At 73.7% G+C, this 21,991-nt stretch carries 22 protein-coding genes; 9 read left to right on the forward strand and 13 right to left on the reverse strand.

Features of this window, described 5'->3' with window-relative positions:
* Window positions 1-82: 82 nt before the first annotated feature.
* The gene (locus AC3EQ1_RS10895; protein ID WP_432094122.1) at window positions 83-667 is read right to left on the reverse strand and encodes a suppressor of fused domain protein; all 585 of its coding nucleotides are present in this window, start codon (window positions 665-667) and stop codon (window positions 83-85) included.
* Between the two features lie 495 nt (window positions 668-1,162).
* Between AC3EQ1_RS10895 and AC3EQ1_RS10900 the strand changes: the two genes are divergently transcribed.
* Window positions 1,163-2,272: a magnesium and cobalt transport protein CorA gene (locus tag AC3EQ1_RS10900; protein WP_432094123.1), complete on the forward strand. Its 1,110-nt coding sequence runs from the start codon at window positions 1,163-1,165 to the stop codon at window positions 2,270-2,272.
* Between the two features lie 266 nt (window positions 2,273-2,538).
* Here the strand turns inward: AC3EQ1_RS10900 and AC3EQ1_RS10905 are convergent, their stop codons facing one another.
* Window positions 2,539-3,462, reverse strand: coding sequence for a DMT family transporter (locus AC3EQ1_RS10905; RefSeq protein WP_432094124.1), 924 nt, complete (start codon window positions 3,460-3,462; stop codon window positions 2,539-2,541).
* 211 nt (window positions 3,463-3,673) lie between these two features.
* Here AC3EQ1_RS10905 and AC3EQ1_RS10910 point away from each other — a divergent pair, with 211 nt between their 5' ends.
* Complete coding sequence (locus tag AC3EQ1_RS10910; RefSeq protein ID WP_432094125.1) at window positions 3,674-4,234, forward strand: hypothetical protein; 561 nt, start codon at window positions 3,674-3,676, stop codon at window positions 4,232-4,234.
* Between the two features lie 171 nt (window positions 4,235-4,405).
* Here the strand turns inward: AC3EQ1_RS10910 and AC3EQ1_RS10915 are convergent, their stop codons facing one another.
* The gene (locus tag AC3EQ1_RS10915; protein ID WP_432094126.1) at window positions 4,406-5,149 is read right to left on the reverse strand and encodes a hypothetical protein; all 744 of its coding nucleotides are present in this window, start codon (window positions 5,147-5,149) and stop codon (window positions 4,406-4,408) included.
* Window positions 5,150-5,324: 175 nt separating this feature from the next.
* On the opposite strand from AC3EQ1_RS10915, the gene AC3EQ1_RS10920 reads away from it, so the two are divergent.
* From AC3EQ1_RS10920 to AC3EQ1_RS10930, 3 genes are all read left to right on the forward strand, one after another.
* The gene (locus tag AC3EQ1_RS10920) at window positions 5,325-6,599 is read left to right on the forward strand and encodes a magnesium transporter MgtE N-terminal domain-containing protein (protein WP_432094127.1); all 1,275 of its coding nucleotides are present in this window, start codon (window positions 5,325-5,327) and stop codon (window positions 6,597-6,599) included.
* Window positions 6,589-7,146, forward strand: a complete 558-nt coding sequence (locus AC3EQ1_RS10925; RefSeq protein WP_432094128.1) for a DUF1003 domain-containing protein — start codon at window positions 6,589-6,591, stop codon at window positions 7,144-7,146. Before AC3EQ1_RS10920 ends, AC3EQ1_RS10925 begins: the two co-directional genes overlap by 11 nt.
* A 75-nt stretch (window positions 7,147-7,221) precedes the next feature.
* Window positions 7,222-8,355 (forward strand): Mrp/NBP35 family ATP-binding protein, encoded by a 1,134-nt coding sequence (locus AC3EQ1_RS10930; RefSeq protein WP_432094253.1) that lies wholly within the window; start codon window positions 7,222-7,224, stop codon window positions 8,353-8,355.
* 419 nt (window positions 8,356-8,774) lie between these two features.
* On the opposite strand, the gene AC3EQ1_RS10935 is transcribed toward AC3EQ1_RS10930, so the two are convergent.
* The 5 genes from AC3EQ1_RS10935 to sigE all read right to left on the reverse strand — a co-directional run bounded on the left by AC3EQ1_RS10935 (window position 8,775) and on the right by sigE (window position 13,920).
* Window positions 8,775-9,470 carry a hypothetical protein gene (locus tag AC3EQ1_RS10935; protein WP_432094129.1) on the reverse strand — a complete coding sequence of 232 codons (696 nt, stop codon included), beginning with the start codon at window positions 9,468-9,470 and terminating at the stop codon, window positions 8,775-8,777.
* A gap of 118 nt (window positions 9,471-9,588) precedes the next feature.
* A complete protein-coding gene (locus AC3EQ1_RS10940; RefSeq protein ID WP_432094130.1) occupies window positions 9,589-10,038 on the reverse strand; it encodes a sec-independent translocase in 450 nt (149 codons plus the stop codon).
* Between the two features lie 121 nt (window positions 10,039-10,159).
* The gene (locus tag AC3EQ1_RS10945; protein WP_432094131.1) at window positions 10,160-12,103 is read right to left on the reverse strand and encodes a S1C family serine protease; all 1,944 of its coding nucleotides are present in this window, start codon (window positions 12,101-12,103) and stop codon (window positions 10,160-10,162) included.
* A 135-nt stretch (window positions 12,104-12,238) separates the two neighbouring features.
* Entirely contained in the window at window positions 12,239-13,132 is an 894-nt protein-coding gene (locus AC3EQ1_RS10950; protein WP_432094132.1) for an anti-sigma factor family protein, read from the reverse strand.
* On the reverse strand, window positions 13,129-13,920 hold the full coding sequence (sigE, locus tag AC3EQ1_RS10955; RefSeq protein WP_432094133.1) for an RNA polymerase sigma factor SigE: 792 nt from the start codon (window positions 13,918-13,920) through the stop codon (window positions 13,129-13,131). Before sigE ends, AC3EQ1_RS10950 begins: the two co-directional genes overlap by 4 nt.
* A gap of 140 nt (window positions 13,921-14,060) precedes the next feature.
* Between sigE and AC3EQ1_RS10960 the strand changes: the two genes are divergently transcribed.
* Window positions 14,061-14,723, forward strand: a complete 663-nt coding sequence (locus tag AC3EQ1_RS10960; protein WP_351514988.1) for an O-methyltransferase — start codon at window positions 14,061-14,063, stop codon at window positions 14,721-14,723.
* 157 nt (window positions 14,724-14,880) lie between these two features.
* Here AC3EQ1_RS10960 and AC3EQ1_RS10965 read toward each other — a convergent pair whose 3' ends face one another.
* Window positions 14,881-15,048 (reverse strand): DUF3117 domain-containing protein, encoded by a 168-nt coding sequence (locus AC3EQ1_RS10965; protein ID WP_003966491.1) that lies wholly within the window; start codon window positions 15,046-15,048, stop codon window positions 14,881-14,883.
* A 326-nt stretch (window positions 15,049-15,374) separates the two neighbouring features.
* On the opposite strand from AC3EQ1_RS10965, the gene chcB reads away from it, so the two are divergent.
* Window positions 15,375-16,175 (forward strand): 2-cyclohexenylcarbonyl CoA isomerase, encoded by an 801-nt coding sequence (gene chcB / locus AC3EQ1_RS10970; RefSeq protein ID WP_432094134.1) that lies wholly within the window; start codon window positions 15,375-15,377, stop codon window positions 16,173-16,175.
* Window positions 16,176-16,301: 126 nt separating this feature from the next.
* Here chcB and AC3EQ1_RS10975 read toward each other — a convergent pair whose 3' ends face one another.
* Both AC3EQ1_RS10975 and AC3EQ1_RS10980 read right to left on the reverse strand, forming a co-directional pair.
* Window positions 16,302-16,898, reverse strand: coding sequence for a DNA-3-methyladenine glycosylase I (locus tag AC3EQ1_RS10975; protein ID WP_432094135.1), 597 nt, complete (start codon window positions 16,896-16,898; stop codon window positions 16,302-16,304).
* Window positions 16,895-17,281 (reverse strand): hypothetical protein, encoded by a 387-nt coding sequence (locus AC3EQ1_RS10980; RefSeq protein ID WP_432094136.1) that lies wholly within the window; start codon window positions 17,279-17,281, stop codon window positions 16,895-16,897. The genes AC3EQ1_RS10975 and AC3EQ1_RS10980 overlap by 4 nt, the downstream gene beginning before the upstream one ends.
* Window positions 17,282-17,590: 309 nt before the next feature.
* Here AC3EQ1_RS10980 and folP point away from each other — a divergent pair, with 309 nt between their 5' ends.
* Entirely contained in the window at window positions 17,591-18,451 is an 861-nt protein-coding gene (gene folP / locus AC3EQ1_RS10985) for a dihydropteroate synthase (protein ID WP_432094254.1), read from the forward strand.
* 224 nt (window positions 18,452-18,675) lie between these two features.
* Here folP and AC3EQ1_RS10990 read toward each other — a convergent pair whose 3' ends face one another.
* Window positions 18,676-19,488 carry an LOG family protein gene (locus tag AC3EQ1_RS10990; RefSeq protein ID WP_351514992.1) on the reverse strand — a complete coding sequence of 271 codons (813 nt, stop codon included), beginning with the start codon at window positions 19,486-19,488 and terminating at the stop codon, window positions 18,676-18,678.
* 92 nt (window positions 19,489-19,580) lie between these two features.
* A complete protein-coding gene (dapE, locus tag AC3EQ1_RS10995; RefSeq protein WP_432094137.1) occupies window positions 19,581-20,651 on the reverse strand; it encodes a succinyl-diaminopimelate desuccinylase in 1,071 nt (356 codons plus the stop codon).
* A 122-nt stretch (window positions 20,652-20,773) separates the two neighbouring features.
* Here dapE and AC3EQ1_RS11000 point away from each other — a divergent pair, with 122 nt between their 5' ends.
* Window positions 20,774-21,712, forward strand: a complete 939-nt coding sequence (locus tag AC3EQ1_RS11000) for a VldE C-terminal domain-containing protein (RefSeq protein ID WP_432094138.1) — start codon at window positions 20,774-20,776, stop codon at window positions 21,710-21,712.
* Window positions 21,713-21,991 lie beyond the last annotated feature (279 nt).

A 21,991-nucleotide genomic window follows, 5' to 3' on the forward strand; every position in this document is an offset into this window, starting at 1 on the left:
GTGCCCGCGGCCCAGCCCGCCTGACGCCCCGGTGCCCGCGGCCCAGCCCGCCTGACGCCCCGGGGCCGGCGGCCCCGCCCCCTCAGTCCAGCGGTACGGACCTGCGCTGCGGATCGCGCAGGTCCGTACCGTGCGTCAGCCAGCGCTTCTCCAGGGCGCCCGCGCCGTGCACCCGCTTCCAGGCCGCCTCGTTGGCCGTCATCGGCAGCAGCGGCAGGAAGCGCACCGGCTCCAGAGGGGCGTCCAGCTCCAGGTTCTCCACCAGTCCGCCGGACTCCGCGACGAGCACGGAGGAGAACGGCGCCTCCGGCCAGAGCGGCTCGCCCACGTCGAGCGAGGCCCCCGGCGCGACAACGACCCCCTCGACCTGCGGCGAGGCGGCCAGCACGGCCAGCGGACGGAGCACCTTGTCGGTGTCGGCCTGTCCGGTGCGGACGGAGATCAGCAGCTCCGCGCGCGGACCGCGCAGCGGGTCGGCGAGGGCGGCGGTGGGGTCGGTCATCGGCTGCGCTGACATGCCGAGCGTGGCGTAGCGCACCACATCGCCGTCGGCGAAGCGCAGGACCTCGATGCGGTCGGTGCCGAGGAAGGTGACCGCCGCACGCGCCTCCGGCGCGCCCAGCGCGGACCGCAACCGGGCCTCGACCAGCTCAAGAACGTCTGACATACCGTGAGCATAGAACGCGTATGCAGCAGGCAAAGTCGGAACTTGACACGCCGGTCGACTGATAGTCTTGGCCGCTGATCAGGGCAGCACGGAGCAGCACCGTATGTCCGAGCCCTGATGAACAGTCTCGCGGCGCATGTCGCGATCCGTGTTTTCCCTACGGGGAACCGGCCGGAGGAGGTGGGGCTGCGGTGGATCCTAGTCGACCGTGCAGTACCAACAGTTCTTCCGTGCGCTGCCACTTCTTCGCGATCTGAAGCCTCCGTACCCAGCCGCCGAGCGGCGAAACCACTGAGGTTCACGGCAATCCGGAAGAGCGACCTCGTTGTGACTCGTCCGTGCCTTGATTTGCCGTCACCGCGGCGACAGCGGTGCCGCCCGCTTTGCCGGCGTGCAGAAGGCGTACGTCGGTATTACGGGCAGCGCTGTTCCCCCGGGGAACCCCTCCCCCCGCGGAACCCAGCCGCCGACGGCCGGCCCGTAAAGGAGCCTGCCATGTCGATGATCCGTGACCTGCGTGCCGCCGTGCGCCCCGCCCTGCGGAAGGGGCTCGCCGGCTACGGCGGTACCGGAACGGAACAGCCCGGTGCGCCGACCTCCGTGGTCGACTGCGCCGTGTACCGGGACGGCAACCGCGTCCGGGAACAGCTGACGCCCGGGGAGGCCATGCGCCGGGTGCGCTCCGAGGGCGGCTTCGCCTGGATCGGACTGCACGAGCCGACCGAGCAGGAATTCGCCGGTATCGCGCAGGAGTTCGGGCTGCACCCGCTTGCCGTGGAGGACGCGATCCACGCGCACCAGCGGCCCAAGCTGGAGCGGTACGACGACACCCTGTTCACCGTCTTCAAGACCATCCACTACGTCGAGCACGCCGAGCTCACCGCGACCAGTGAGGTGGTGGAGACCGGCGAGGTGATGTGCTTCACCGGCCGGGACTTCATCATCACCGTCCGGCACGGCGGCCAGGGCTCGCTGCGAGCCCTGCGGCACCGCCTCCAGGACGACCCGGAGCTCCTCGCCAAGGGCCCCTCGGCCGTGCTGCACGCCATCGCCGACCAGGTCGTGGACGGCTACATCGCGGTGGCCGACGCGGTGCAGGACGACATCGACGAGGTGGAGATCGAGGTCTTCAGCTCGGCGCCCGGCGGCGGCAGCGCCCGCGGCGGCGACGCAAGCCGGATCTACCAGCTCAAGCGGGAGGTGCTGGAGTTCAAGCGGGCCGTCTCACCGCTGCTGCGGCCGATGCAGCTGCTGTCGGAGCGGCCGATGCGACTGGTCGACCCGGACATCCAGAAGTACTTCCGGGACGTCGCCGACCACCTGGCCCGGGTCAACGAGCAGGTGGTGTCCTTCGACGACCTGCTGAACTCCATCCTGCAGGCCAACCTCGCGCAGGCGACCGTCGCCCAGAACGAGGACATGCGGAAGATCACGGCTTGGGCGGCGATCATCGCCGTGCCCACGATGATCTGCGGCGTCTACGGCATGAACTTCACCTACATGCCGGAGCTGCACTGGAAGTACGGCTACCCGTCGGTCATGGCGCTGATCGTCGGGATCTGCTTCGCGATCCACCGGGGCTTCAAGCGCAACGGCTGGCTCTGAGCGGGCCGCTGCCGGCGCACCGGCCGGGGCGGAGCGGGGCCTGAAGCGCGGCGGCCGGTCCCGAAGCGGGGCTTCGAGCGCGCAGCGGCCGGCTCCGAGGGGTCCCGGGCGCAGCAGTCGGTCCCGAGCGGGGCCGCAGGCGCAGCGGCCGGCTCCGAACGGGGTCTCGGGCAGCGGCCGGCTCCCAGTGTTCGCCCGTCGGCCGGGCCGGGGCGCCTGTCGACGGCCGGGGTCAGGGCGCGTGACGGCCGGGGCCGAGGCGGCGGTCAGGGCACCCGGTCGCGGTCGCCCCTGATCACCAGGGCGAGGCCGGCGAGGATCACCAGCAGGGCCGCGCAGCCCGCCAGGGGCGGGGTCTGGCCCAGCCACACCGCGGCGATCAGCGCCGCGCCCGGGGTCTCCAGCAGGATCGCCGTCGAGGTCACGGACGGGCCGAGGCCGCGCACCACGCGGTTGATCAGGGTGTGGCCGAGCAGCTGGGCGCAGACGGTGAGCAGGGCGAGCTTCAGCCAGGTCTCCCCGCTGTACCCGGCGAGCGCGGAGCCGGAGACCAGGCAGACGACCAGCAGGAGCGCGGCGGTCGTGGTGTAGCACACGGAGGAGTAGGCGGTCGTGGTCACGGTGCGGCGCACCGCGGACCCGATGAGCACGTACCCGGCGGCCGCCATGCCGCCGCCCAGCGCGAGGGCGTCACCGGCCAGGGCGGACGGGGACAGCGACAGGTCCACCCCGGTGAGCACCAGCACCCCGAGGAACGCCACGGCGGTGCCCGCCCAGACCAGGGCGGGCGGCCGGTGCCCGCGCAGCCGGAGCACCAGGGTCGTCCAGATGGGCGTGGTGGTGACCAGCGCGGTCGAGGAGGCCACGGAGGTCAGCCGGAGGCTGGGCAGCCAGAGCCCGAAGTGCAGCGCGAGCAGGGCACCGGCCGCGGCGGACAGCAGCAGCTCCCGGCGGCCCATGCCGCGCAGCTCGGACCGGTGCCGGAGCAGCGCGAGCGGGGCGAGCGCGCCGGCCCCCATGGCGTTCCGCCAGAACGCGATGGCCAGGGCCGGTGCGGCGGTCGCGGCGATGAGCGGCGCGGAGAAGGAGATCCCGGAGACGGCGACCGCGAGGAGCAGCAGGTCGATCCGGTGGGCGGCCACCGCGCCGGGGGCGGCGGTCCGGCCGGTACGGGTCGGGGCTGCGGGCACGGGGTCCTCACGGGTGCGGAGGCGGCGGGACGGAGCGGACCCGTTCAGCGTAGGCCGCGGGGCGGGCGCGGTCCCTGTGGGCGGGCGCCGTATCGGCAGGCTCCGTATCGGCAGGGCTCCGTATCGGCAGGGCTCCGTATCGGCAGGGCTGCGGTGGCGCAGTCGTGCACCGGCCCGGAGGCGGACGGGCGGAGAGGCTTAAGGTGAGGTCATGACGCAGACGCCCGCCCTGATGGACCGCGCCCTCATCGAGGAGGCCACCAAGAAGTCCGGCCTGATCTGGGTCCGGGGCAGCGACGGAGCGGTCGCGCCGCCCCGCTCGTTGTGGCACCTGTGGCTCGACGGCGCCGCCTGTCTCATCGGGGACGGTCCGGGCGAGCAGCCGTTCACCGGGCTCGGACTCACCGACGGCGGAACCGCCGAGGTGACCGTGCGCAGCAAGGACAAGGGCGGCCGCCTCGTGAGCTGGCCGGCCCGGGTGACCGAGCTGGCCCCCGGCAGCGAGGGCTGGCAGGCCGCCGTCGACGAGCTGAAGGGGAAGCGGCTCAACGCCCCGGACGCCGAGCAGATCACCGACCGCTGGGCCCGGGAGTGCCGGGTGCTGCGGCTGGAGCCCGCGGGTGCCCCCGCCGGGCTGCCGGACGGCTCACTGGCCGCCGCGCCCCCGCAGTCCCCCGCCACCACGCGGCGTCCGATTCCCGCCGCGCTGCCGAAGCTGCTGGGCCGGGGGCTCCTGGGCCGCAAGCGCCGCCGGGGCGGGGCTTCGGAGTAGGGCGCAGCCTGCTGCCAAGGCTGGTGCCGTGGGAGTTACGCGGCCTGCTGGGGCCGTTTGCCAAGGCCGGTTCCGCGGGAGTTCCGCAGCCTGCCGGGGCCGGCTGCCAAGGCCGGTTCCGCGGGAGTTCCGCGGGCCTTCCGGCGGCCGGGAGCGACTCCGCGCGGCGCCTCAGTTGGTCGAGATCTGCCGGCCGTAGTCGACGATGTGTTCCTTGTCCGGCGCCTTCAGGCCGAAGTCCTGGTTCCAGTCGGAGAGTTGCACCACGCCCGCGCCACCCGCGCGCTGCAGACGCAGCGGGTAGGGCGTGCCCTCCAGCGAGACGTCGAAGGCGCCGCCGGCGCCGTCCCCCGCGGTGACCCGGACCGTGCGCACCCCTCCGACGCTCCCGCGGTCGCCGGCGGCCCGCTTGCCGTGCAGGCCGAGCAGGCCGTCGAGCATCAGGTCCATCTCGGTGAAGCCGCTGAGCTGCTTGTACGCGGGGTCGGCCCTGGGCACCTTGACGTACTTGTCGTCGAGCTTGCTGGCCGCGGCGCTGTCGGAGGGTGTGGAGCCGCCCTGCTGGCCGCTCCAGAAGGCGGTGTCGGCCTTCAGATAGAGCTCGTCCCCCACCCGCAGCAGCTCGAAGCGCCTGCCCTTGGTGGAGACTTCGCCGATCCCGCCGTCCTTCTTCAGCCGCATGTCGAGCCGGTAGGTCCGCCCCTTGGTGACGAGGCTGCCGGCCAGCCGTACCGCCTCGGCGCCGCCGACGGCCTTGCGGGCCTTGCTCTCGATCTTCGTCGCGGAGAGCTTGCCGACGCCGTTCGTCCCGGCGTCGGGGTCCTCACCGCTGCCGCAGCCGGCGAGCACCGCGGCGAGTCCCGTGCACACGGCCCCCACGAGTACCGCGTTCCGTGTGCGGGGGAATGCAGTCACGTCGGCTGTGCCTCCTGGATGCGGGTGACCTCGACAGCAGACGGCAGCGTACCTGGGCGGTACCCGGGGCTCGACAGGCAGCCGTCCGGCTCTTCTGTTCCGGCGGCCCCGACCGGGGCACGTTAGCCTGAATCCGATATCGAGGCTTTTGCCCGGATTTAAGGAGGCGCGCGACATGGCGGGTGGCGCCCCCCGGGTCTTCATCTCCCACCTCGCGGGCGTCGCGGTGTTCGACCCCCACGGCGACCAGGTCGGCCGGGTGCGCGATCTGGTGGTGATGCTGCGGGTGGGGGGCCGGCCGCCGCACGTGCTGGGGCTGGTCGTGGAGGTCGTCAGCAGGCACCGGATCTTCGTCCCGATGACCCGGGTCACCGGTGTGGAGTCCGGCCAGGTCATCACGACCGGGGTGATGAACATGCGCCGCTTCGAACAGCGTCCGACGGAGACCCTGGTGATCGGCGAGCTGCTGGACCGGCGGGTGCGGCAGGTGGAGACCGGTGAGGAGGTCACGGTCCTCGACGTCTCGGTGACCCAGCTGCCCGGCCGCCGGGACTGGGAGATCGACAAGGTCTTCGTCCGGCGCGGCCGGGGCGGCGCGCTGCGGCGGCGCGGCGAGACCCTGACCGTCGAGTGGTCGGCCGTCACCGGCTTCTCCGTCGAGGAGGAGGGGCAGGGCGCGGCCAATCTGCTGGCCACCTTCGAACAGCTGCGGCCCGCGGACCTCGCGAACGTCCTGCACCATCTCTCCGCCAAGCGCCGCGCCGAGGTCGCGGCGGCGCTCGACGACGACCGGCTCGCCGACGTCCTGGAGGAACTGCCCGACGACGACCGGGTGGAGATCCTCGGCAAGCTCCAGGAGGAGCGGGCCGCCGACGTCCTGGAGGCCATGGACCCGGACGACGCCGCCGACCTCCTCTCCGAGCTGCCCGAGACGGACAAGGAGCGCCTCCTCGGCCTGATGCGCCCGCACGACGCCGCCTCCGTGCGGCGGCTGATGTCGTACGAGGAGAGCACCGCGGGCGGCATCATGACCACCGAACCGATCGTGCTCCGGCCGGACGCGACGGTCGCCGTGGCCCTCGCCCGGGTCCGCGACCCGGACCTGACCCCCGCCCACGCCGCGCAGGTGTACGTGTGCCGCCCGCCCGACCAGACGCCCACCGGCACCTACCTGGGCGTGGTGCACTTCCAGCGGCTGCTCCGCGACCCGCCCTTCACCCTGGTCGGGGCCATCGTGGACAGCGATCTGCAGCCGCTGCCGCCGGACGCCCCGCTGCCGGTGCTGGCCGGCTATCTCGCGACGTACAACCTGGTCGCGGCGCCCGTCGTCGACGAGGCGGGACACCTGCTGGGGGCGGTCACGGTGGACGACGTCCTGGACCACATGCTGCCCGAGGACTGGCGCGAGTCCGAGGTCCCCCGGGTGTGGGGAGCCGCCCATGCAGGCTGACCGCCGCGACGGGCGCACCGACCGCCCGCGCCCGGAGCGGGTGGAGCGCGCGGAGCGGGTGCGCCGTCTCGACCTGCCGCAGATCCGGCGGCGCAGGCCGCTGCCGGAGTACGACCCGGACGCCTTCGGACGGCTCTCGGAGCGGATCGCCCGCTTCCTGGGCACCGGCCGCTTCATCGTCTGGATGACGGTCGTCATCCTGCTCTGGGTGGTGTGGAACATCGCCGCGCCGTCGGGTCTGCGCTGGGACGAGTACCCGTTCATCTTCCTGACGCTGGTGCTGTCGCTGCAGGCCTCGTACGCCGCCCCGCTGATCCTCCTCGCCCAGAACCGGCAGTCGGACCGGGACCGCGTCAGCCTCGAACAGGACCGCGCCCGGCACGAGCGCAGCATCGCCGACACCGAGTACCTGACCCGGGAGGTGGCGGCGCTGCGGATGGGGCTCGGCGAGGTCGCCACCCGCGACTGGATCCGCTCCGAGCTGGAGGAGCTGCTCAAGGACCTGGATCAGCAGCGACCTGCGGAAAGTGACCAACGCGACCGCTGACGTCCTTTCCTCGCCGTCGGTCCGGCGCCGTACCATCGGGGCATGGCTACCGACACGACCGACACCCCCGACGCAGTGCCCGCCGAAGAGGCGGTGCGCGACGCGCTCGCGACGGTGAACGACCCCGAGATCCACCGCCCCATCACCGAACTCGGGATGGTCAAATCGGTGGACATCGCGGCGGACGGGTCGGTCGCGGTCGGCGTCTATCTGACGGTCTCCGGCTGCCCCCTGCGCGACACCATCACCCGCGAGGTCACCGAGGCGGTCTCCCGGGTGCCGGGCGTCACCCGGGTCGGTGTCGAGCTCGACGTGATGAGCGACGAGCAGCGCAAGGAGCTGGCCGCGTCGCTGCGCGGCGGCACGGCGGAGCGCGAGGTGCCGTTCGCCAAGCCGGGCTCGCTGACCAGGGTGTACGCGGTGGCCTCCGGCAAGGGCGGCGTCGGCAAGTCCTCGGTCACGGTCAACCTGGCCGCGGCCATGGCGGCGGACGGCCTGAAGGTCGGCGTCGTCGACGCCGACATCTACGGCCACTCGGTGCCGCGCATGCTGGGCACGGACGGCCGCCCCACCCAGGTCGAGAACATGATCATGCCGCCGTCGGCGAACGGCGTGAAGGTCATCTCGATCGGGATGTTCACCCCGGGCAACACCCCGGTGGTCTGGCGCGGCCCGATGCTGCACCGCGCCCTCCAGCAGTTCCTGGCGGACGTCTACTGGGGCGACCTGGACGTGCTCCTCCTCGACCTGCCGCCGGGCACCGGTGACATCGCCATCTCGGTGGCGCAGCTGGTGCCGAACGCGGAGATCCTGGTCGTGACGACGCCTCAGCAGGCCGCCGCCGAGGTGGCGGAGCGGGCCGGCTCCATCGCGGTGCAGACCCACCAGAAGATCGTGGGCGTCGTCGAGAACATGTCGGGGCTGCCCTGCCCGCACTGCGACGAGATGGTCGACGTGTTCGGCACCGGCGGCGGGCAGCGGGTCGCCGAGGGGCTGACCCGGACCACCGGCGCCGAGGTCCCGGTGCTCGGCGCCATCCCGATCGACGTCCGGCTGCGGGAGGGCGGCGACGAGGGCAAGCCGGTCGTGCTCACCGACCCGGACTCCCCCGCGGGCAGCGCGCTGCGGGACATCGCGGGCAAGCTCGGTGGCCGTCAGCGCGGCCTGGCGGGCATGACGCTGGGGCTCACCCCGCGCAACAAGTTCTGAACCGCACAACACCCGTCCGACGGCGGGGTGTTCCGGGGCACGGGTTCCGGAACGCCCCGCCGTCGTCGCGTCCGGGGACGTGTCCGCACGTCGTCGCGTCCCGGGGCGTGTTCCGCAGCGGGGACGGGCGCCGAGAGCGAGGCGGGGGCCGGTGAACGGCCGGGCGCCTCGGGAGGGCCGGCGAACGGCCGGGAGGAGCGCCGGAGAGCGCGCTCGTCGGGCGGGACGCTCAGGCGTGGGGCTCGGGGAGGCACCCGATGGCCTCGGGCGGGATGCCGGTCCGGTGGGATTCCGGTGGCATTCCGGTGGGATTCCGGCGGCCCGGGCCACGGGGGGGAAGCTGCGGGACGCCGGACGGCCCCCGGCCGCGGTGCGGACCCGGGATCACCGCCGGCCGTCCCGGGCCGGGGCGCGAGCCGTCAGCCGGTGTATCCGGCGATGTCCTTGATCACGGAGAAGCCGAGGCCGTAGGCGCTCATCCCGCGCCCGTAGGCGCCGATGTGCACGCCCTCCTGGGCCGGTGACGAACCGGCCAGCACCCAGCCGTACTCGGACTCCCGGTAGTGGAACGGGGTGGGCACGCCGTCCACCGGCAGCGACAGCGACGTCCAGTCGGGCGCGGACGGGTCCTCGGCCAGCTCCCAGGCGATCGCGGTCTGCTGGTTCAGCCAGTCGTCGCGCAGCGCCCGCTCCATCTGGCTCGGCCAGGTGCAGGAGAGCAGGCCCGAACCGGCCAGCCAGGCCGCCGAGGAGACCGAGGTGGCCTCCAGCGTGCCGGTGCCGTCCGCGCTGCGCCGCACCGGACGGTCGGCGACCGTGACGACGACCGTGAAGCGCTGCTTGGCGTGCTCGGTCTCGACCCGTACCGAGGGCACCTCGCCGTGTCCGGTCGACCCGTGTTCGACCGTGCCGTCGGCGGCGGAGCCGACCTGCATCAGCCAGCGCGGGCCGGTGAAGGCCTCATCCAGCCCGTACCAGGGGAAGCCTGCCAGCAGATAGCCGTCGAGACCGCGGCCCTCCGGCACGTCCTGGGCCGCTCTTCCGGCCTCCGCATCGGTGGACGTGCTGGGCTCGTCGGGCGCCCCCTGTGCCCCGGGCCGACTGGTCGTCTCCATCTGCGTGGTGCCTCCTTGTTGCCCCGTTGTCTCAGTGCGATCCGCCCCCGCGGGCGGCCTCACCCCGGACACAGGGAGGATAGCCACCCCGGTCCGCCCGGTCGGACATACGGGGGGATCACGTGGCGTCGGAGTCGAACGGCGGACGCTCGTCGGGGGCCTGGGGATCACGCTTGCGCAGCAGGTCGGAACCGCCGGACGTGCCGAAGGAGGACGCGGCCGCCCCGCCGATGGAGGCACCGCTCTCCCGGCCGCGCACGGCGTCGGAGACCTCGGTGACCTCCTTGCGGAGGTCGAAGCCGTTGCGGATGTCCTTCAGCCCCAGGTCGTCGTCCATGAACTGCTTGCGGACGAAGGTCCGGGGGTTGAGGTCCTCGAAGTCGAAGTCCTTGAACTCGGGTCCCAGCTCGGACCGGATGTCGGCCTTGGCCCCATCGGAGAAGTCCCGGATCTTGCGAATGAAGCGCGAGATGTCCTGGATGAGCTTGGGCAGTTTGTCCGGGCCGAAGATGAGCACGGCAAGGATCACCAGAGCGACCAGCTCCAGTGGGCCTATGTCATTGAACACCTTGCAACTCCTTGAGATGTCCACGGCCCGGCAGGTCGGATGAGGTCGTCCCCGCCGGGATGGGTGCGCGGGCCGGGGCCCGGTCCACGGTACCCGGCCCCGCGGCCCGGGCGGTACCGCATCACCGGCCGCTCGCGCTGCCGAGGGTGAGCCGGAGGGTGCGCTCGCTGCCGTCGCGCTCCAGACCGAGGCGGAGCCGGTCGCCGGGGCGGTGGCTGCGGATCTTCACGATCAGCTCCTCCCCGCTGTGCACCCGGGCGCCGTCCACCTCGGCGATCACGTCGCCGGGCTCGATACCGGCCCGGTCGCCGGGACCGCCGCGCTTCACCGACGCGGCCCCCTTCCCGACGCGGGCACCGTCACCGCGGTACTCCAGGTCCAAGGTGACGCCGATCACCGGGTGTGTCGCCTCGCCCTTGTTGATCAGCTCCTCGGCGACCCGCTTGCCCTGGTTGACCGGTATGGCGAAGCCCAGGCCGATGCTGCCGCCCTGGGCGCCGTCCACACCCGATCCGCCGTCGGCGGCGCGAATGGCGCTGTTGATGCCGATGACCCGGCCGCGGGAATCCACCAGCGGTCCGCCGGAGTTGCCGGGGTTGATCGGGGCGTCGGTCTGGAGCGCGTCGACATAGCTGATGTCGCTGCCGTCGCCCTTCTCACCGCCCGCGGTGATGGGGCGCTCCTTGGCGCTGATGATGCCGGTGGTGACGGTGCCCGCCAGGTCGAACGGGGCGCCGATCGCCACCACCGGGTCGCCCACCCGCACCGAGTCGGAGTTCCCCAGGCTCAGCGGCTTCAGCCCGGAGACGCCCTTGACCCGGACCACGGCGAGGTCGTAGCCGCTGTCCCGGCCGACGAGTTCGGCCTCGGCCGTCTCCCCGCCGCTGAACGTCACGGAGATCCCGCCGTCCTTGCCCGCGGGTTCCACGACGTGGTTGTTGGTCAGGATGTGGCCCCGCCCGTCGAGCACGAAGCCGGTGCCGGTGCCCTGTGCTCCGGCACCCTCGACGTGCAGGGTGACGACGCCCGGCAGCGCGGTGGTGGCGATCCCGGCGACGCTGTGCGGATCGCGGCCGCCGGCCTCGGCCGGCGCCTGCGGCAGCTCCACCTCCGTGAGGCCGCCGTTGCGCTCGACGTACGCCCCGATGCCGCCGCCGATGCCGCCCGCGACCAGCGCGAGCAGCAGCGCGCCGACGAGCATGCCGCCGCGCCGGGAGGACCGCCGGGGAGCATCGTCCCGGGCGGTCACGGGCCCGGGCGTGGCCGGCGCGGCGTACCACGGGTCGTAGCGGTCCCACTGGCTTCCCGGCGACGGAGCGGGCGTCTGCTGCGGTTCCGGCCGGTGTACGGGGCCTTGCCGGTGTGCGGGGGCCGGCTCGTGTGCGGGGCCTTGCCGGTGTGCGGGGCCCGGCTGGTGTACGGGGGCCGGCCGGCTGGGCACCGGGGGCGCGACGGCGGGGGCGCCGACCGCAGTGGCCGGGAGCTGGGTCCCCAGGGCGGGGGTCGCCGCCGGAGTTCCGTGCGGCGGAGTGGTCCCGGGCCGCTGCACGGGCGGGGCCGGGGCCCAGGGGCCGGGCCGCCCGTAGGGCGGAGTGCTGTAGGGGTCGGGGGCGTGCCGGGGCTGCGGCCCGCCGATCGCGCCGCCGGCGGCCGGGCCGGGGTCCGGCTGCGGGGACGGCCCAGGCTGCGGGGACGGCTCCGGCTTCGGGGATGGCTTTGGCTTCGGGGACGGCTCCGGCTGCAGGGACGGCTCCGGCTGCGGGGGCACGGAGTCCGCGGGTGCGGGCCCGCGATCCTCAGAGGCGGACGCGGAACCGGCCGGCACGGATCCGGGCTCCGGAGCAGCGAGTGCCGGATCCGATGGCCGGGCCGCGGAGTCCTGGTGTGCCGGTGCCGCGCTCGCCCCGGTCCCGGGATCCGCGCCGAGAACGCCTCCGCTGCCGTGGTCCGCCCCGGGAACGCCCCCGCTGCCGTGATCCACCTCCGCGGCCTGCCGGCCGATGGCGCTCCGCCGGGGCCGGCTCCACCACTTCGGCTCGGGCCCGGCGGCCTTCCCCTCGTCCATGTTCTCCCCAGTACTCGCCCGGCACGGCTCGGGCCGTTGCGCCGCCCGGTCCGCTCCCCCCGCGCCAGCGATTCAACCAGGTACGCGCGGTGGTGCGCAGGGGGACCGGGCAGCACGACCGTGCGCCGGGGAGCGTCAGCGGCCTGTGGAGGCCCGCGCCTCGGGGGCGGTGGCGGCGACGACCGGCGCCGACCGGTCCGAGGACGAGGAGGGGGACGGCGACGCGGCCGGAGCGCCGCTGAGCAGCTTCCCGCCGTGCGCGATGTCCTGCCGCACCGGGGCCGCCGGACGTATCAGGGGGCTGAGCACCGTGGGCGCCGTCAGCACCGGCGAGGCGTACGGGAACAGCGGGCCCGACGGCTCGGCGGACGGCAGGGGGGAGGAGGGCCGACGGGCCCAGCTGGGCACGGTCAGCGGAATACGCTGGCCGCCCGGGGCCGACGCGACCAGCAGCCCCTCGCCGCCGCCCGCGGACCCGCTCCGCGACGGAGCCGTGCGCACCGGCTTCACCGCGCCGTCGCCGCGCGCCGACGGAGTCTCGCCCGGCCCCTCGAACGGCAGCGCGCCACCGAGCGCGAAGGCGGCCAGGGACACCGCCCCGGCAGCGGCGAACGCGAACCGGCGGCCCCGCGAGGCGGACCGCTCGACGTCATGGATGCGGAAGCCGGACCGGTCCGGCCCGCGATGGGCGCCCGCCGGGCCATAGGCGAACTGCTCCGGGGACATGCCGAACACGCCGTCCCCGAAGCCGTTCCCGGAGCCGAAGGGCGCGCCCTCCCGGCCCGGATCGCCTCCGGGCAGCCCCTGGAGCCGCGCGAGCAGCCCCTCCGAAGGGGTCGGCTCCGCCGTCTCGGCGAAGAAGCTCTTCAGCTTCCGCTGGGCGTCGGCCTCGGCCTTGCAGGTGCAGCAGGTCGCCAGATGCGCCAGCACCCGCTCACGCGCGTCGTGTCCCAGCTCGCCGTCGACCAGCGCGGCGAGACGGTCGCCCAGGTGCTGCTCTGCATGGCTCGCACCACCGGATCCGGTCACGCCCTCCCGCCCTCTCCTGCGATGGCCGGGACAGCGGCGGCCAGCCGTACCGACCGCTCGCCGCGGGGCGCGGGCGCCCGGTGCTTGAGCGCCTTGCGCAGATGGGACCGGCCGCGGTGGATCCGGCTGCGGACCGTGCCGAGCTTGACGCCCAGCGTGGCCGCGATCTCCTCGTACGACAGCCCCTCGATGTCACAGAGCACCACCGCCGCGCGGAACTCCGGCGCGAGGGTGTCCAGCGCCTGCTGCACATCGGCGTCGAAGTGGCTGTCGTGGAAGTGCTGTTGGGGAGATGGCTCCCGGCTGGGCAGCCGCTCGGCGGCGTCGTCACCCAGGGCGTCGAACCGGATGCGCTGCCGGCGGCGGACCATGTCCAGGAAGAGGTTGGTGGTGATCCGGTGCAGCCAGCCCTCGAAGGTGCCCGGCGTGTAGGTGGACAGCGAGCGGAAGACCCGGACGAAGACCTCCTGGGTGAGGTCCTCGGCGTCGTGCTGGTTGCCCGTCAGACGGTAGGCGAGACGGTAGACCCGTGCGCTGTGGGTGCTGACGATCTCCTCCCAGGTGGGGGGAGTCCACGCCGTGGCGTCCGCCTCGTCGCCGAAGGACGCAGTGCTGGAGAAGGTCGCGGTCGGCGCGGAGGCGGCGGTGGCGCGGGAACGGTCAGCGGTGTCGGTCACGGATTTCGGCTCGCCGGCCGACCTGCGAAAGCGCCTGAGCACTCCCCGGTCACCGGCCGCAGCCGCACCTCCCCTGTCGGCTCTGGTGGTGTCCAGTAGAGCCCCTACCATATCCACCTCGCCCGTTAGCTCCGGATAAGGATCTTTGACCCGCATTTTAGGCATCGTGGCGCCGCTTCCCTTCCCCGTTCCCCTTCCCCGTAACGCCCGGTCCCATCAGCGGGTTCCCGGGGCAACGGATACAGTCACCGTTGCGTCGACTACGGGGACAGGAGAGGGCCATTACCGGCAACCGCCAGACGAGCTGGGCGTTCGCCGATGCGTTCGTCGCCGAGGACGAGGCGCTGCACTGGGCCCGCGACCGGGCCGAGGAAGCAGGGCTCCGCTCGGTGTCGTCCGGCACCGGTGCGGCACTGCGCCTGCTCGCCGCCGCGGCGGATGCCAAGGCCGTCGCCGAGATCGGCACCGGGACCGGCGTCTCCGGGATCCACCTGCTGCACGGCATGCGCCCCGACGGCGTGCTGACCACCGTCGACCTCGAACCGGAGCGGCAGCAGTTCGCGCGTCAGGCCTTCCGCGCCGCCGGCTTCGCCGGGAACCGTGCCCGCTTCATCCCCGGCCGCGCGCTCGACGTCCTGCCCCGCCTGGCCGACGGCGGATACGACCTGGTGTTCTGCGACGGCGACCGGACGGAGTGCCTGGACTACCTCGCCGAATCGTTGCGCCTGCTCAGACCGGGCGGGCTGGTGATCTTCGAAGGCGTCTTCGCGGACGGCCGGACCGTGGACTCCTCCACCCCGCCCACCGAGGTCCAGCGGCTGCGGGAGCTCCTGCGCGCCGTCCGGGAGAGCACCGTCCTGCTGCCCTCGCTGCTGCCGGTGGGCGACGGGCTGCTCTGCGCCGTCAAGCGCTGACCCCGCTCCCCCACCGGACCGCCCGGCCGGGGACGCCCCTACGGGAACCCGAAGCACCGCCGCTCCCCCGTGCCCGCACACGGCACTGCCCCGGCGTGCGGGCCGCGGTGTGCGCGGCCCTCGCCGGGGCAGTGCGAAAAGAGCTGTGGCCCGCGCCTCAGCCGACGACCTTCTTCAGCGCGTCGCCGAGCGCGTCGGCCTCGTCCGGTGTCAGCTCGACGACGAGACGACCGCCGCCTTCGAGCGGAACGCGCATGACGATGCCCCGCCCCTCCTTGGTCACCTCGAGCGGGCCATCGCCCGTCCGCGGCTTCATGGCCGCCATGCTCGTTCCCCTTCCTGAAACCAGCTCATCGTCAGCCGACGGCACCATGACATGGCAGGGTCACCGGCATCGAACACATTGCTTCCAGGCCATTATCCCGCATGGCAGGACCCGATGACCAACATCGGTCGGCATACCTTCTGCAACGCGCTCCCGCAAAACCACCCAATTCGGCGATCGGCCTGCGATACTGCGCGATCCCCTGCCGAGCGGGACACCGAAGAGTTGGACGCAGGTCACACACCGGGCGCCGGTGCCGGGGCGGACGATCTCCGCCATGCTGTTCCCGACCGACCACCGAGCCACCCGACGGAGGGGACCCTGCAATGGCGGACGCCGTGCTGCACGAGGTGACCGACGGCCTCGCGACGATCACTCTGAATCGTCCCGATGCCATGAACGCGCTCAACACCGAGACCAAGGTCGCGCTGCGGGACAGCCTGCGCCGGGCCGCGGACGACCCCGCGGTGCGGGCCGTCCTGCTCATCGGAAGCGGCCGCGCGTTCTGCGTCGGCCAGGACCTCAAGGAGCACATCGGGCTGCTGGCCGAGGACCGCGAGCGGGGCAGCGGCAGCACGATGACCACCGTCCGGGAGCACTACAACCCCATCGTCACGGCGATCGCCGATATGCCGAAGCCCGTGGTGGCGGGGGTCAACGGAGTGGCGGCGGGAGCGGGCGCGGGCTTCGCCTTCGCCGCGGACTACCGGGTGGTCGCGGACACCGCGGCCTTCAACACCTCCTTCGCCGGGGTCGCGCTGACCGCCGACTCGGGGGTCTCCTGGACGCTGCCCCGGCTGATCGGCCACGGGCGCGCCGCCGACCTGCTGTTCTTCCCCCGGAACGTCAGCGCGCAGGAGGCGCAGGAGCTGGGCATCGCCAACAAGGTCGTCCCCGCCGCCGACCTCGCCGCCGAGGCGGAGGCCGTCGCGCGACGGCTCGCCGAGGGCCCGACCGCCGCCTACGCGGCGATCAAGGCGTCCCTCGCGCACGGTGCGGCGCACGATCTGGAGAGCACCCTCGCCAAGGAGGACGAACTCCAGGTCCGCGCGGGCGCGTCCGAGGACCACACCATCGCGGTGGAGGCCTTCGTGAAGAAGGAGAAGCCGAGGTTCCTCGGCCGGTAGACCACCGGGCGGCGGGTCCCACCGGGCGTCGGGACCCGCCAGGCGTGGGGACCCGCCGGGCGTCGGGACCCACCGGGCGGCGGGACCCGCCCGCAAGGCCGCCGGTGGCCGGCGGGCCCTCAGTGTTCAGGCCGTGCCGCCGCCCCGCGCGAAGCAGTCCGCCAGATGGTCGTCGACCAGCCCGCAGGCCTGCATCAGCGCGTAGGCCGTGGTGGGGCCGACGAAGCGGAATCCCCGCTTCTTGAGGTCCTTGGCCAGCGCGGTCGACTCCGGGGTGACCGCCGGGACGTCGGCCAGGGTGCGGGGCACCGGGCGGCCCGCGGGGTCCGGCGCGTAGGACCAGATCAGGGCGTCCAGCTCGCCGCCGGCCAGCCCGGCGATGACCCGGGCGTTGTTCACCGCGGCCTCGATCTTGGCGCGGTTGCGGATGATCCCGGTGTCGGTGAGCAGCCGTTCCACGTCCGCCGCGGTGAAGGCGGCCACGGCCGGTACCGAGAAGTCGCGGAACGCGGACCGGAAGCCCTCCCGGCGGCGCAGGATCGTCAGCCAGGACAGGCCCGACTGGAAGGCCTCCAGGCACAGCCGCTCGAACAGCGCCTGATCACCGTGGAGCGGGCGGCCCCACTCGGTGTCGTGATAGGCGACGTAGTCCTCGGCGGACAGGCCCCAGGGGCAGCGCAGCCGGCCGTCCGGCCCCGCGACGGCGCCCGCCGCGGCGCTCATGAACGCGGCCCGGAGTCGCCGGGCTGCTCGTCCCGCGGAGCGTCCGTGCCGGGCTCCTCCGCTTCGGACGGCCGCCCCATCGCCGTGGCCTGCGCACCCGCGAGGGCCGCTTCCAGCTCGGCGATCCGGGCGTCGCGCTCGGCGATCTCCGCGCCGAGCCGGCCGAGCACGTCGTCGACGTCCGTCATCCGGTACCCGCGCACCTGCACCGGCAGGCGCAGCCGGTCGACGTCGGCGCGGGCGACCGGGCGGTCCGCGGGCAGCGGGTCGTGGAGCCGGTCCGGCTGCGCCTCGGGCAGCGCGACGCCGTCGTCACCGCCGACGACGACGAGCGTGACCGCGGCGACCACCACGACCAGCGCGACGAGCAGGAACCAGAACACGACGATCTCCCGGGGGCCGTACGAACCTGTGCCGATCTGTAGACCACGATCGTGCCACGCCCGCCCGCGCGCCGGGCGCGCCGCTGTCCGATGCCCCCATGCGGGGAACCGTCCCCTCCGCCCCGGCCCGCGCGGCCCCGTCCGGCCCGGCGGCCCGACCGCTCGGCAGGCGTTAGGGTCGCTGCGGGCCCGCCGCCGGACCGGTGGGCCCCGACGGCGCCGTGTGTCGTACAGGCGCCCCAGGTCGATGCCCCGCGGCCGCGGGGCGGCCCTGCCGTCCGCCGGGGCGGCCCGAGGAGGTTACGCGTGGTGCTGCGTCTGGGGACGCGCGAGTTCGGGGAGCACGAGCCGGTGATCATGGCGATCGTGAACCGGACGCCGGACTCCTTCTACGACCAGGGTTCGACGTTCCACGACGAGCCCGCGCTCGCCCGGGTCGAACAGGCCGTCTCCGAAGGCGCCGCGATCATCGACATCGGCGGCGTCAAGGCCGGCCCCGGCGCGGAGGTCACCGCGGAGGAGGAAGTGCGGCGCACGGTGGGCTTCGTGGCCGAGGTGCGCCGCCGCCACCCGGACGTGGTGATCAGCGTGGACACCTGGCGGCACGAGGTCGGCGAGGCGGTCTGCGCGGCGGGCGCGGATCTGCTGAACGACGCCTGGGGCGGGGTCGACCCCCGGCTCGCCGAGGTCGCGGCCCGCCACGGCGCCGGGCTGGTCTGCACCCACGCGGGCGGCGCCGAACCGCGCACCCGCCCGCACCGGACCAGCTACGACGACGTGATGGCGGACATCCTCCGCGTCACCGTCGGCCTGGCGGAGCGTGCCGCCGCCCTCGGCGTCCGGCGGGACGCGGTGCTGATCGACCCGGGCCACGACTTCGGGAAGAGCACCCGGCACTCACTGGAGGCGACCCGGCGGCTCGGCGAGATGACGGACACCGGCTGGCCGGTCCTGGTCTCGCTGTCCAACAAGGACTTCGTCGGCGAGACGCTGGACCGCCCGGTCAAGGAGCGGCTGATCGGCACCCTGGCGACGACCGCGGTCTCCGCCTGGCTGGGCGCGCAGGTGTACCGGGTGCACGAGGTCGCCGAGACGAAGCAGGTGCTGGACATGGTGGCCTCGATCGCGGGGCACCGGCCCCCGGCGGTGGCCCGCCGCGGCCTGGCGTAGCGGCACTCCAGGGGCTCCCGGGGTTCCCGGGGTTCCCGGGTTCCCGCCGGTGAGGCCGCCGCGCCCGGTACCGGCGGCCCGGTCCGCGCCCGGGCCGCCGTCGACGGAAGGGCGCACCGGATCGCGGGACCGCTGCCGCCGGGTGCCGCGCCGGGGCCGGGGCCCGGGGCCGGGACGGCGCCGGCTCCCGCCCCACTGCTCCCGGACCGCCACGCCCCGGTCCGCTACTCCGGAGGCCGCGCCTCCACGGGCCACTCACCGGCCGCGCCGGTGGAGATCTCCTTGCTCACCAGGGCGACGGCCTCGTCCACGTCGTCGGTGATGTGGAACAGCTCCAGGTCCCGCAGGGCCGCCTTGCCCTGGGCGATCAGGGTGTTCCGCAGCCAGTCGACCAGGCCCTGCCAGTAGTCGCTGCCGAACAGCACGATCGGGAAGCGGGTCACCTTGCGGGTCTGGACCAGGGTGAGCGCCTCGAACAGCTCGTCCAGGGTGCCCAGGCCGCCGGGCAGCACCACGAACCCCCGCGCGTACTTCACGAACATCGTCTTGCGGACGAAGAAGTAGCGGAAGTTCACGCCGATGTCGACGTACTGGTTCAGCCCCTGCTCGAAGGGCAGCTCGATGCCCAGCCCGACGGAGACCCCGCCGGCCTCGCAGGCGCCCCGGTTGGCCGCCTCCATCGCGCCCGGTCCGCCACCGGTGATCACCGCGAACCCGGCGTCCGCGAGCGCCCGTCCGATGCGCACCCCGGTCTCGTACTCGGGGGTGCCGGGAGGTGTGCGGGCCGAGCCGAAGACGCTGACCGCGGGCCCGAGTTCGGCGAGGGTTCCGAAGCCCTCCACGAACTCGGACTGGATGCGCAGGACCCGCCACGGGTCCATGTGGACCCAGTCCGTCTCGCCCTGCGGCGAGTCCAGCAGCCGCTGGTCGGTGGTGCTCGGCTGCACCTGGTGACGGCGGCGCAGAACCGGTCCGAGCCGCTTCTCCCCCGGGGCGCCCGGAGTACCCGGAGTGCCCTCTGGTTCGGCGTTGTCCACCGTGTGCTCCCTCCGCCTGTCCTCCCCACTGTGCACCGGGGAGGAATCGTTGCAGTTCAGCGTAGGCCCCCGGGGGTTACGGACCGGGGAACTCAGGCCGACAGCCAGGCCCTGAGCTTCTCCTCCGCCTCCAGGACGGCGGCGACCGCGACGTGCTCCTCACGGGTGTGCGCGAGCTTGGGGTCGCCCGGCCCGTAGTTCACCGCGGGGACCCCGAGCACCGAGAAGCGGGCCACATCGGTCCAGGCGTCCTTCGGGGCGGGCTCGGTGCCGATGGCCTCGACGAACGCCGTCGCGGCCGGGTGGGAGAGCCCGGGCAGCGCCCCGGGGGCGGAGTCGGTGAGCTCCACGTCGAAGCCCTCGAAGACCCCGCGGACGTGGGCCAGGGCCTCCGCCTCGCTGCGGTCCGGGGCGAAGCGGAAGTTCACCGTCACCGCGCAGGCGTCGGGGATGACGTTGCCCGCGTGCCCGCCCTCGATCCGCACGGCGTTGAGGCCCTCGCGGTAGACGAGGCCGTCGATGTCGACCTGCCGCGGCTCGTAGGAGGCGAGGCGGGCGAGGACGGGGGCGGCCTTGTGGATGGCGTTCTCACCGAGCCAGCTGCGCGCGGAGTGGGCGCGCCGCCCGGTGGTCGCGACCCGCACCCGGAGGGTGCCCTGGCAGCCGCCCTCGACCTTGGCGTCGGTGGGCTCCAGCAGCACGGCGAAGTCTCCCGCCAGCCACTCGGGGTGCTTCTCGGCGAGCCGCTTGAGCCCGTTGAGCTCGGCGGCGACCTCCTCGTGGTCGTAGAAGACGAACGTGAGGTCGCAGTCGGGCTCGGGCACGGTGGCGGCGATGCGCAGCTGGACGGCGACGCCGGACTTCATGTCCGAGGTGCCGCAGCCCCACAGCACGCCGTCCGCGTCGAGCCGCGAGGGGACGTTGTCGGCGATCGGCACGGTGTCGATGTGACCGGCGAGGACCACCCGCTGGGAGCGGCCCAGGTCCGTCCGGGCCACGACCGCGTCCCCGTCCCGGTCGACGGTGAGGTGCGGCAGCGCGCGCAGCGCCTCCTCGACGGCGTCGGCCAGCGCCGTCTCGTCACCGCTCTCGGAACGGAAGTCGACGAGGCGGGCCGTGAGGGCGGCCGCGTCCAGGGACAGATCGAGTCTCGGGTGATCCATGCAGCCGACCCTAGGCCATGGCTCCGGAGCGGCAGGCGGCCTGTCCGCCGTCCGGCCCGGGGCGCCCGGGCCCGTCCGGTCCGTCACAGCGCCCCACCTTTCCGGCCGGTACCGTGGGCCCCGTGTCCCAGCCGACCTCCCCCGCCCGCCGTGGCCGCCTTCTGCGGATCGGAGCGGCCTGCGCCGTGCTGCTGGCGCTGGCCGGCTACCTGGCCGTGCACTTCTCGGCGACCGGGCCGGGGGCACCGCAGTGCACCGTGCGGGTCCCCGGGCGGGACGGCGACGACGGGTACGAGCTGGAGCCCGAACAGGCGGTGAACGCCGCCACCATCGAGGCCGTGGGATCGGCCCGCGGGCTGCCGGAGCGCGCCATCACCATCGCGCTCGCCACCGCGATGCAGGAATCGGGCCTGCGGAACATCGACTACGGCGACCGGGATTCCGTCGGGCTGTTCCAGCAACGGCCGTCCCAGGGCTGGGGCAATGGGCGGCAGATCCGGGATCCGGTCTACTCGGCCGGAAGGTTCTATGAACATCTGGTGAAAGTCCCCGGCTATTCACGCCTTCCGCTGACCGTGGCGGCGCAGAAGGTGCAGCGCAGCGGTTTCCCGCAGGCGTACGCGAAACACGAGCCGAACGCGTCGCTGCTGGCCGCCGCGCTGACCGGCCGTATGCCGGGCGCGTTCAGCTGCAGGACGCCCCCCGCCGACGGCCGGCCGGGGGATCCGGCCGGGGTCCGGGCGCAGCTGGTCCGCGAGTTCGGCCCGGAGGTCCTGCCCGGCCAGGAGGCGGGCCGGAAGCAGCGGGCCGCGGGCGGTGCCCGCTCGGTGGTCGCGGTCCCGGTCACGGCGGCGGTGGGGGACGGTACCGGCCGGCGGGGCTGGGAGGTGGCGCACTGGGCGGTGGCCCACTCCACCGAGCTGCGCATCGCGCAGGTCTCCTACGCGGGCCGGGTGTGGAGCTCCGGGAATTCCGGGCAGGGGTGGCGGAAGAGCGACGGACGGTCCGTGCCGGGCTCCTCCGGGCGCTCCGACACGGTACTCATCACCGTCGCGCGTTAGTACGAGCGGGCACTCCATAGCGGTAGACCGCCGCCCTTTCCGGCTCGGCGCCGACACCTCGGCGACACCGGTTCCGACTCCTTCGAATTCCCTGCGCATCAAGCGAAGTGACGGTTCGGCAGGCGCCGCCGGAAGCCCCTTTTCGCCCATATTCCGACGGGGCGGATAATGCGACGCATTGCCAATTCTTTACCCGTGTTCGCCGCAACCTTCGCGGGCTTCACGCGGTAGTCACTGCGTCCGCCCGGCGGACAGGCACATCGTCAGAAGCTGAAGCAC

It is taken from the genome of Streptomyces sp. bgisy100 (assembly GCF_057709105.1).

Excerpts from the sequence above, each read along its gene's own strand:
- AC3EQ1_RS10895 (WP_432094122.1), bottom strand. The coding sequence starts at position 667 with ATGTCAGACGTTCTTGAGCTGGTCGAGGCCCGGTTGCGGTCCGCGCTG.
- AC3EQ1_RS10900 (WP_432094123.1), top strand. The coding sequence starts at position 1,163 with ATGTCGATGATCCGTGACCTGCGTGCCGCCGTGCGCCCCGCCCTGCGG.
- AC3EQ1_RS10910 (WP_432094125.1), top strand. The coding sequence starts at position 3,674 with ATGACGCAGACGCCCGCCCTGATGGACCGCGCCCTCATCGAGGAGGCC.
- AC3EQ1_RS10920 (WP_432094127.1), top strand. The coding sequence starts at position 5,325 with ATGGCGGGTGGCGCCCCCCGGGTCTTCATCTCCCACCTCGCGGGCGTC.
- AC3EQ1_RS10925 (WP_432094128.1), top strand. The coding sequence starts at position 6,589 with ATGCAGGCTGACCGCCGCGACGGGCGCACCGACCGCCCGCGCCCGGAG.
- AC3EQ1_RS10935 (WP_432094129.1), bottom strand. The coding sequence starts at position 9,470 with ATGGAGACGACCAGTCGGCCCGGGGCACAGGGGGCGCCCGACGAGCCC.
- AC3EQ1_RS10945 (WP_432094131.1), bottom strand. The coding sequence starts at position 12,103 with ATGGACGAGGGGAAGGCCGCCGGGCCCGAGCCGAAGTGGTGGAGCCGG.
- sigE (WP_432094133.1), bottom strand. The coding sequence starts at position 13,920 with ATGGTAGGGGCTCTACTGGACACCACCAGAGCCGACAGGGGAGGTGCG.
- AC3EQ1_RS10965 (WP_003966491.1), bottom strand. The coding sequence starts at position 15,048 with ATGGCGGCCATGAAGCCGCGGACGGGCGATGGCCCGCTCGAGGTGACC.
- chcB (WP_432094134.1), top strand. The coding sequence starts at position 15,375 with ATGGCGGACGCCGTGCTGCACGAGGTGACCGACGGCCTCGCGACGATC.
- AC3EQ1_RS10975 (WP_432094135.1), bottom strand. The coding sequence starts at position 16,898 with ATGAGCGCCGCGGCGGGCGCCGTCGCGGGGCCGGACGGCCGGCTGCGC.
- dapE (WP_432094137.1), bottom strand. The coding sequence starts at position 20,651 with ATGGATCACCCGAGACTCGATCTGTCCCTGGACGCGGCCGCCCTCACG.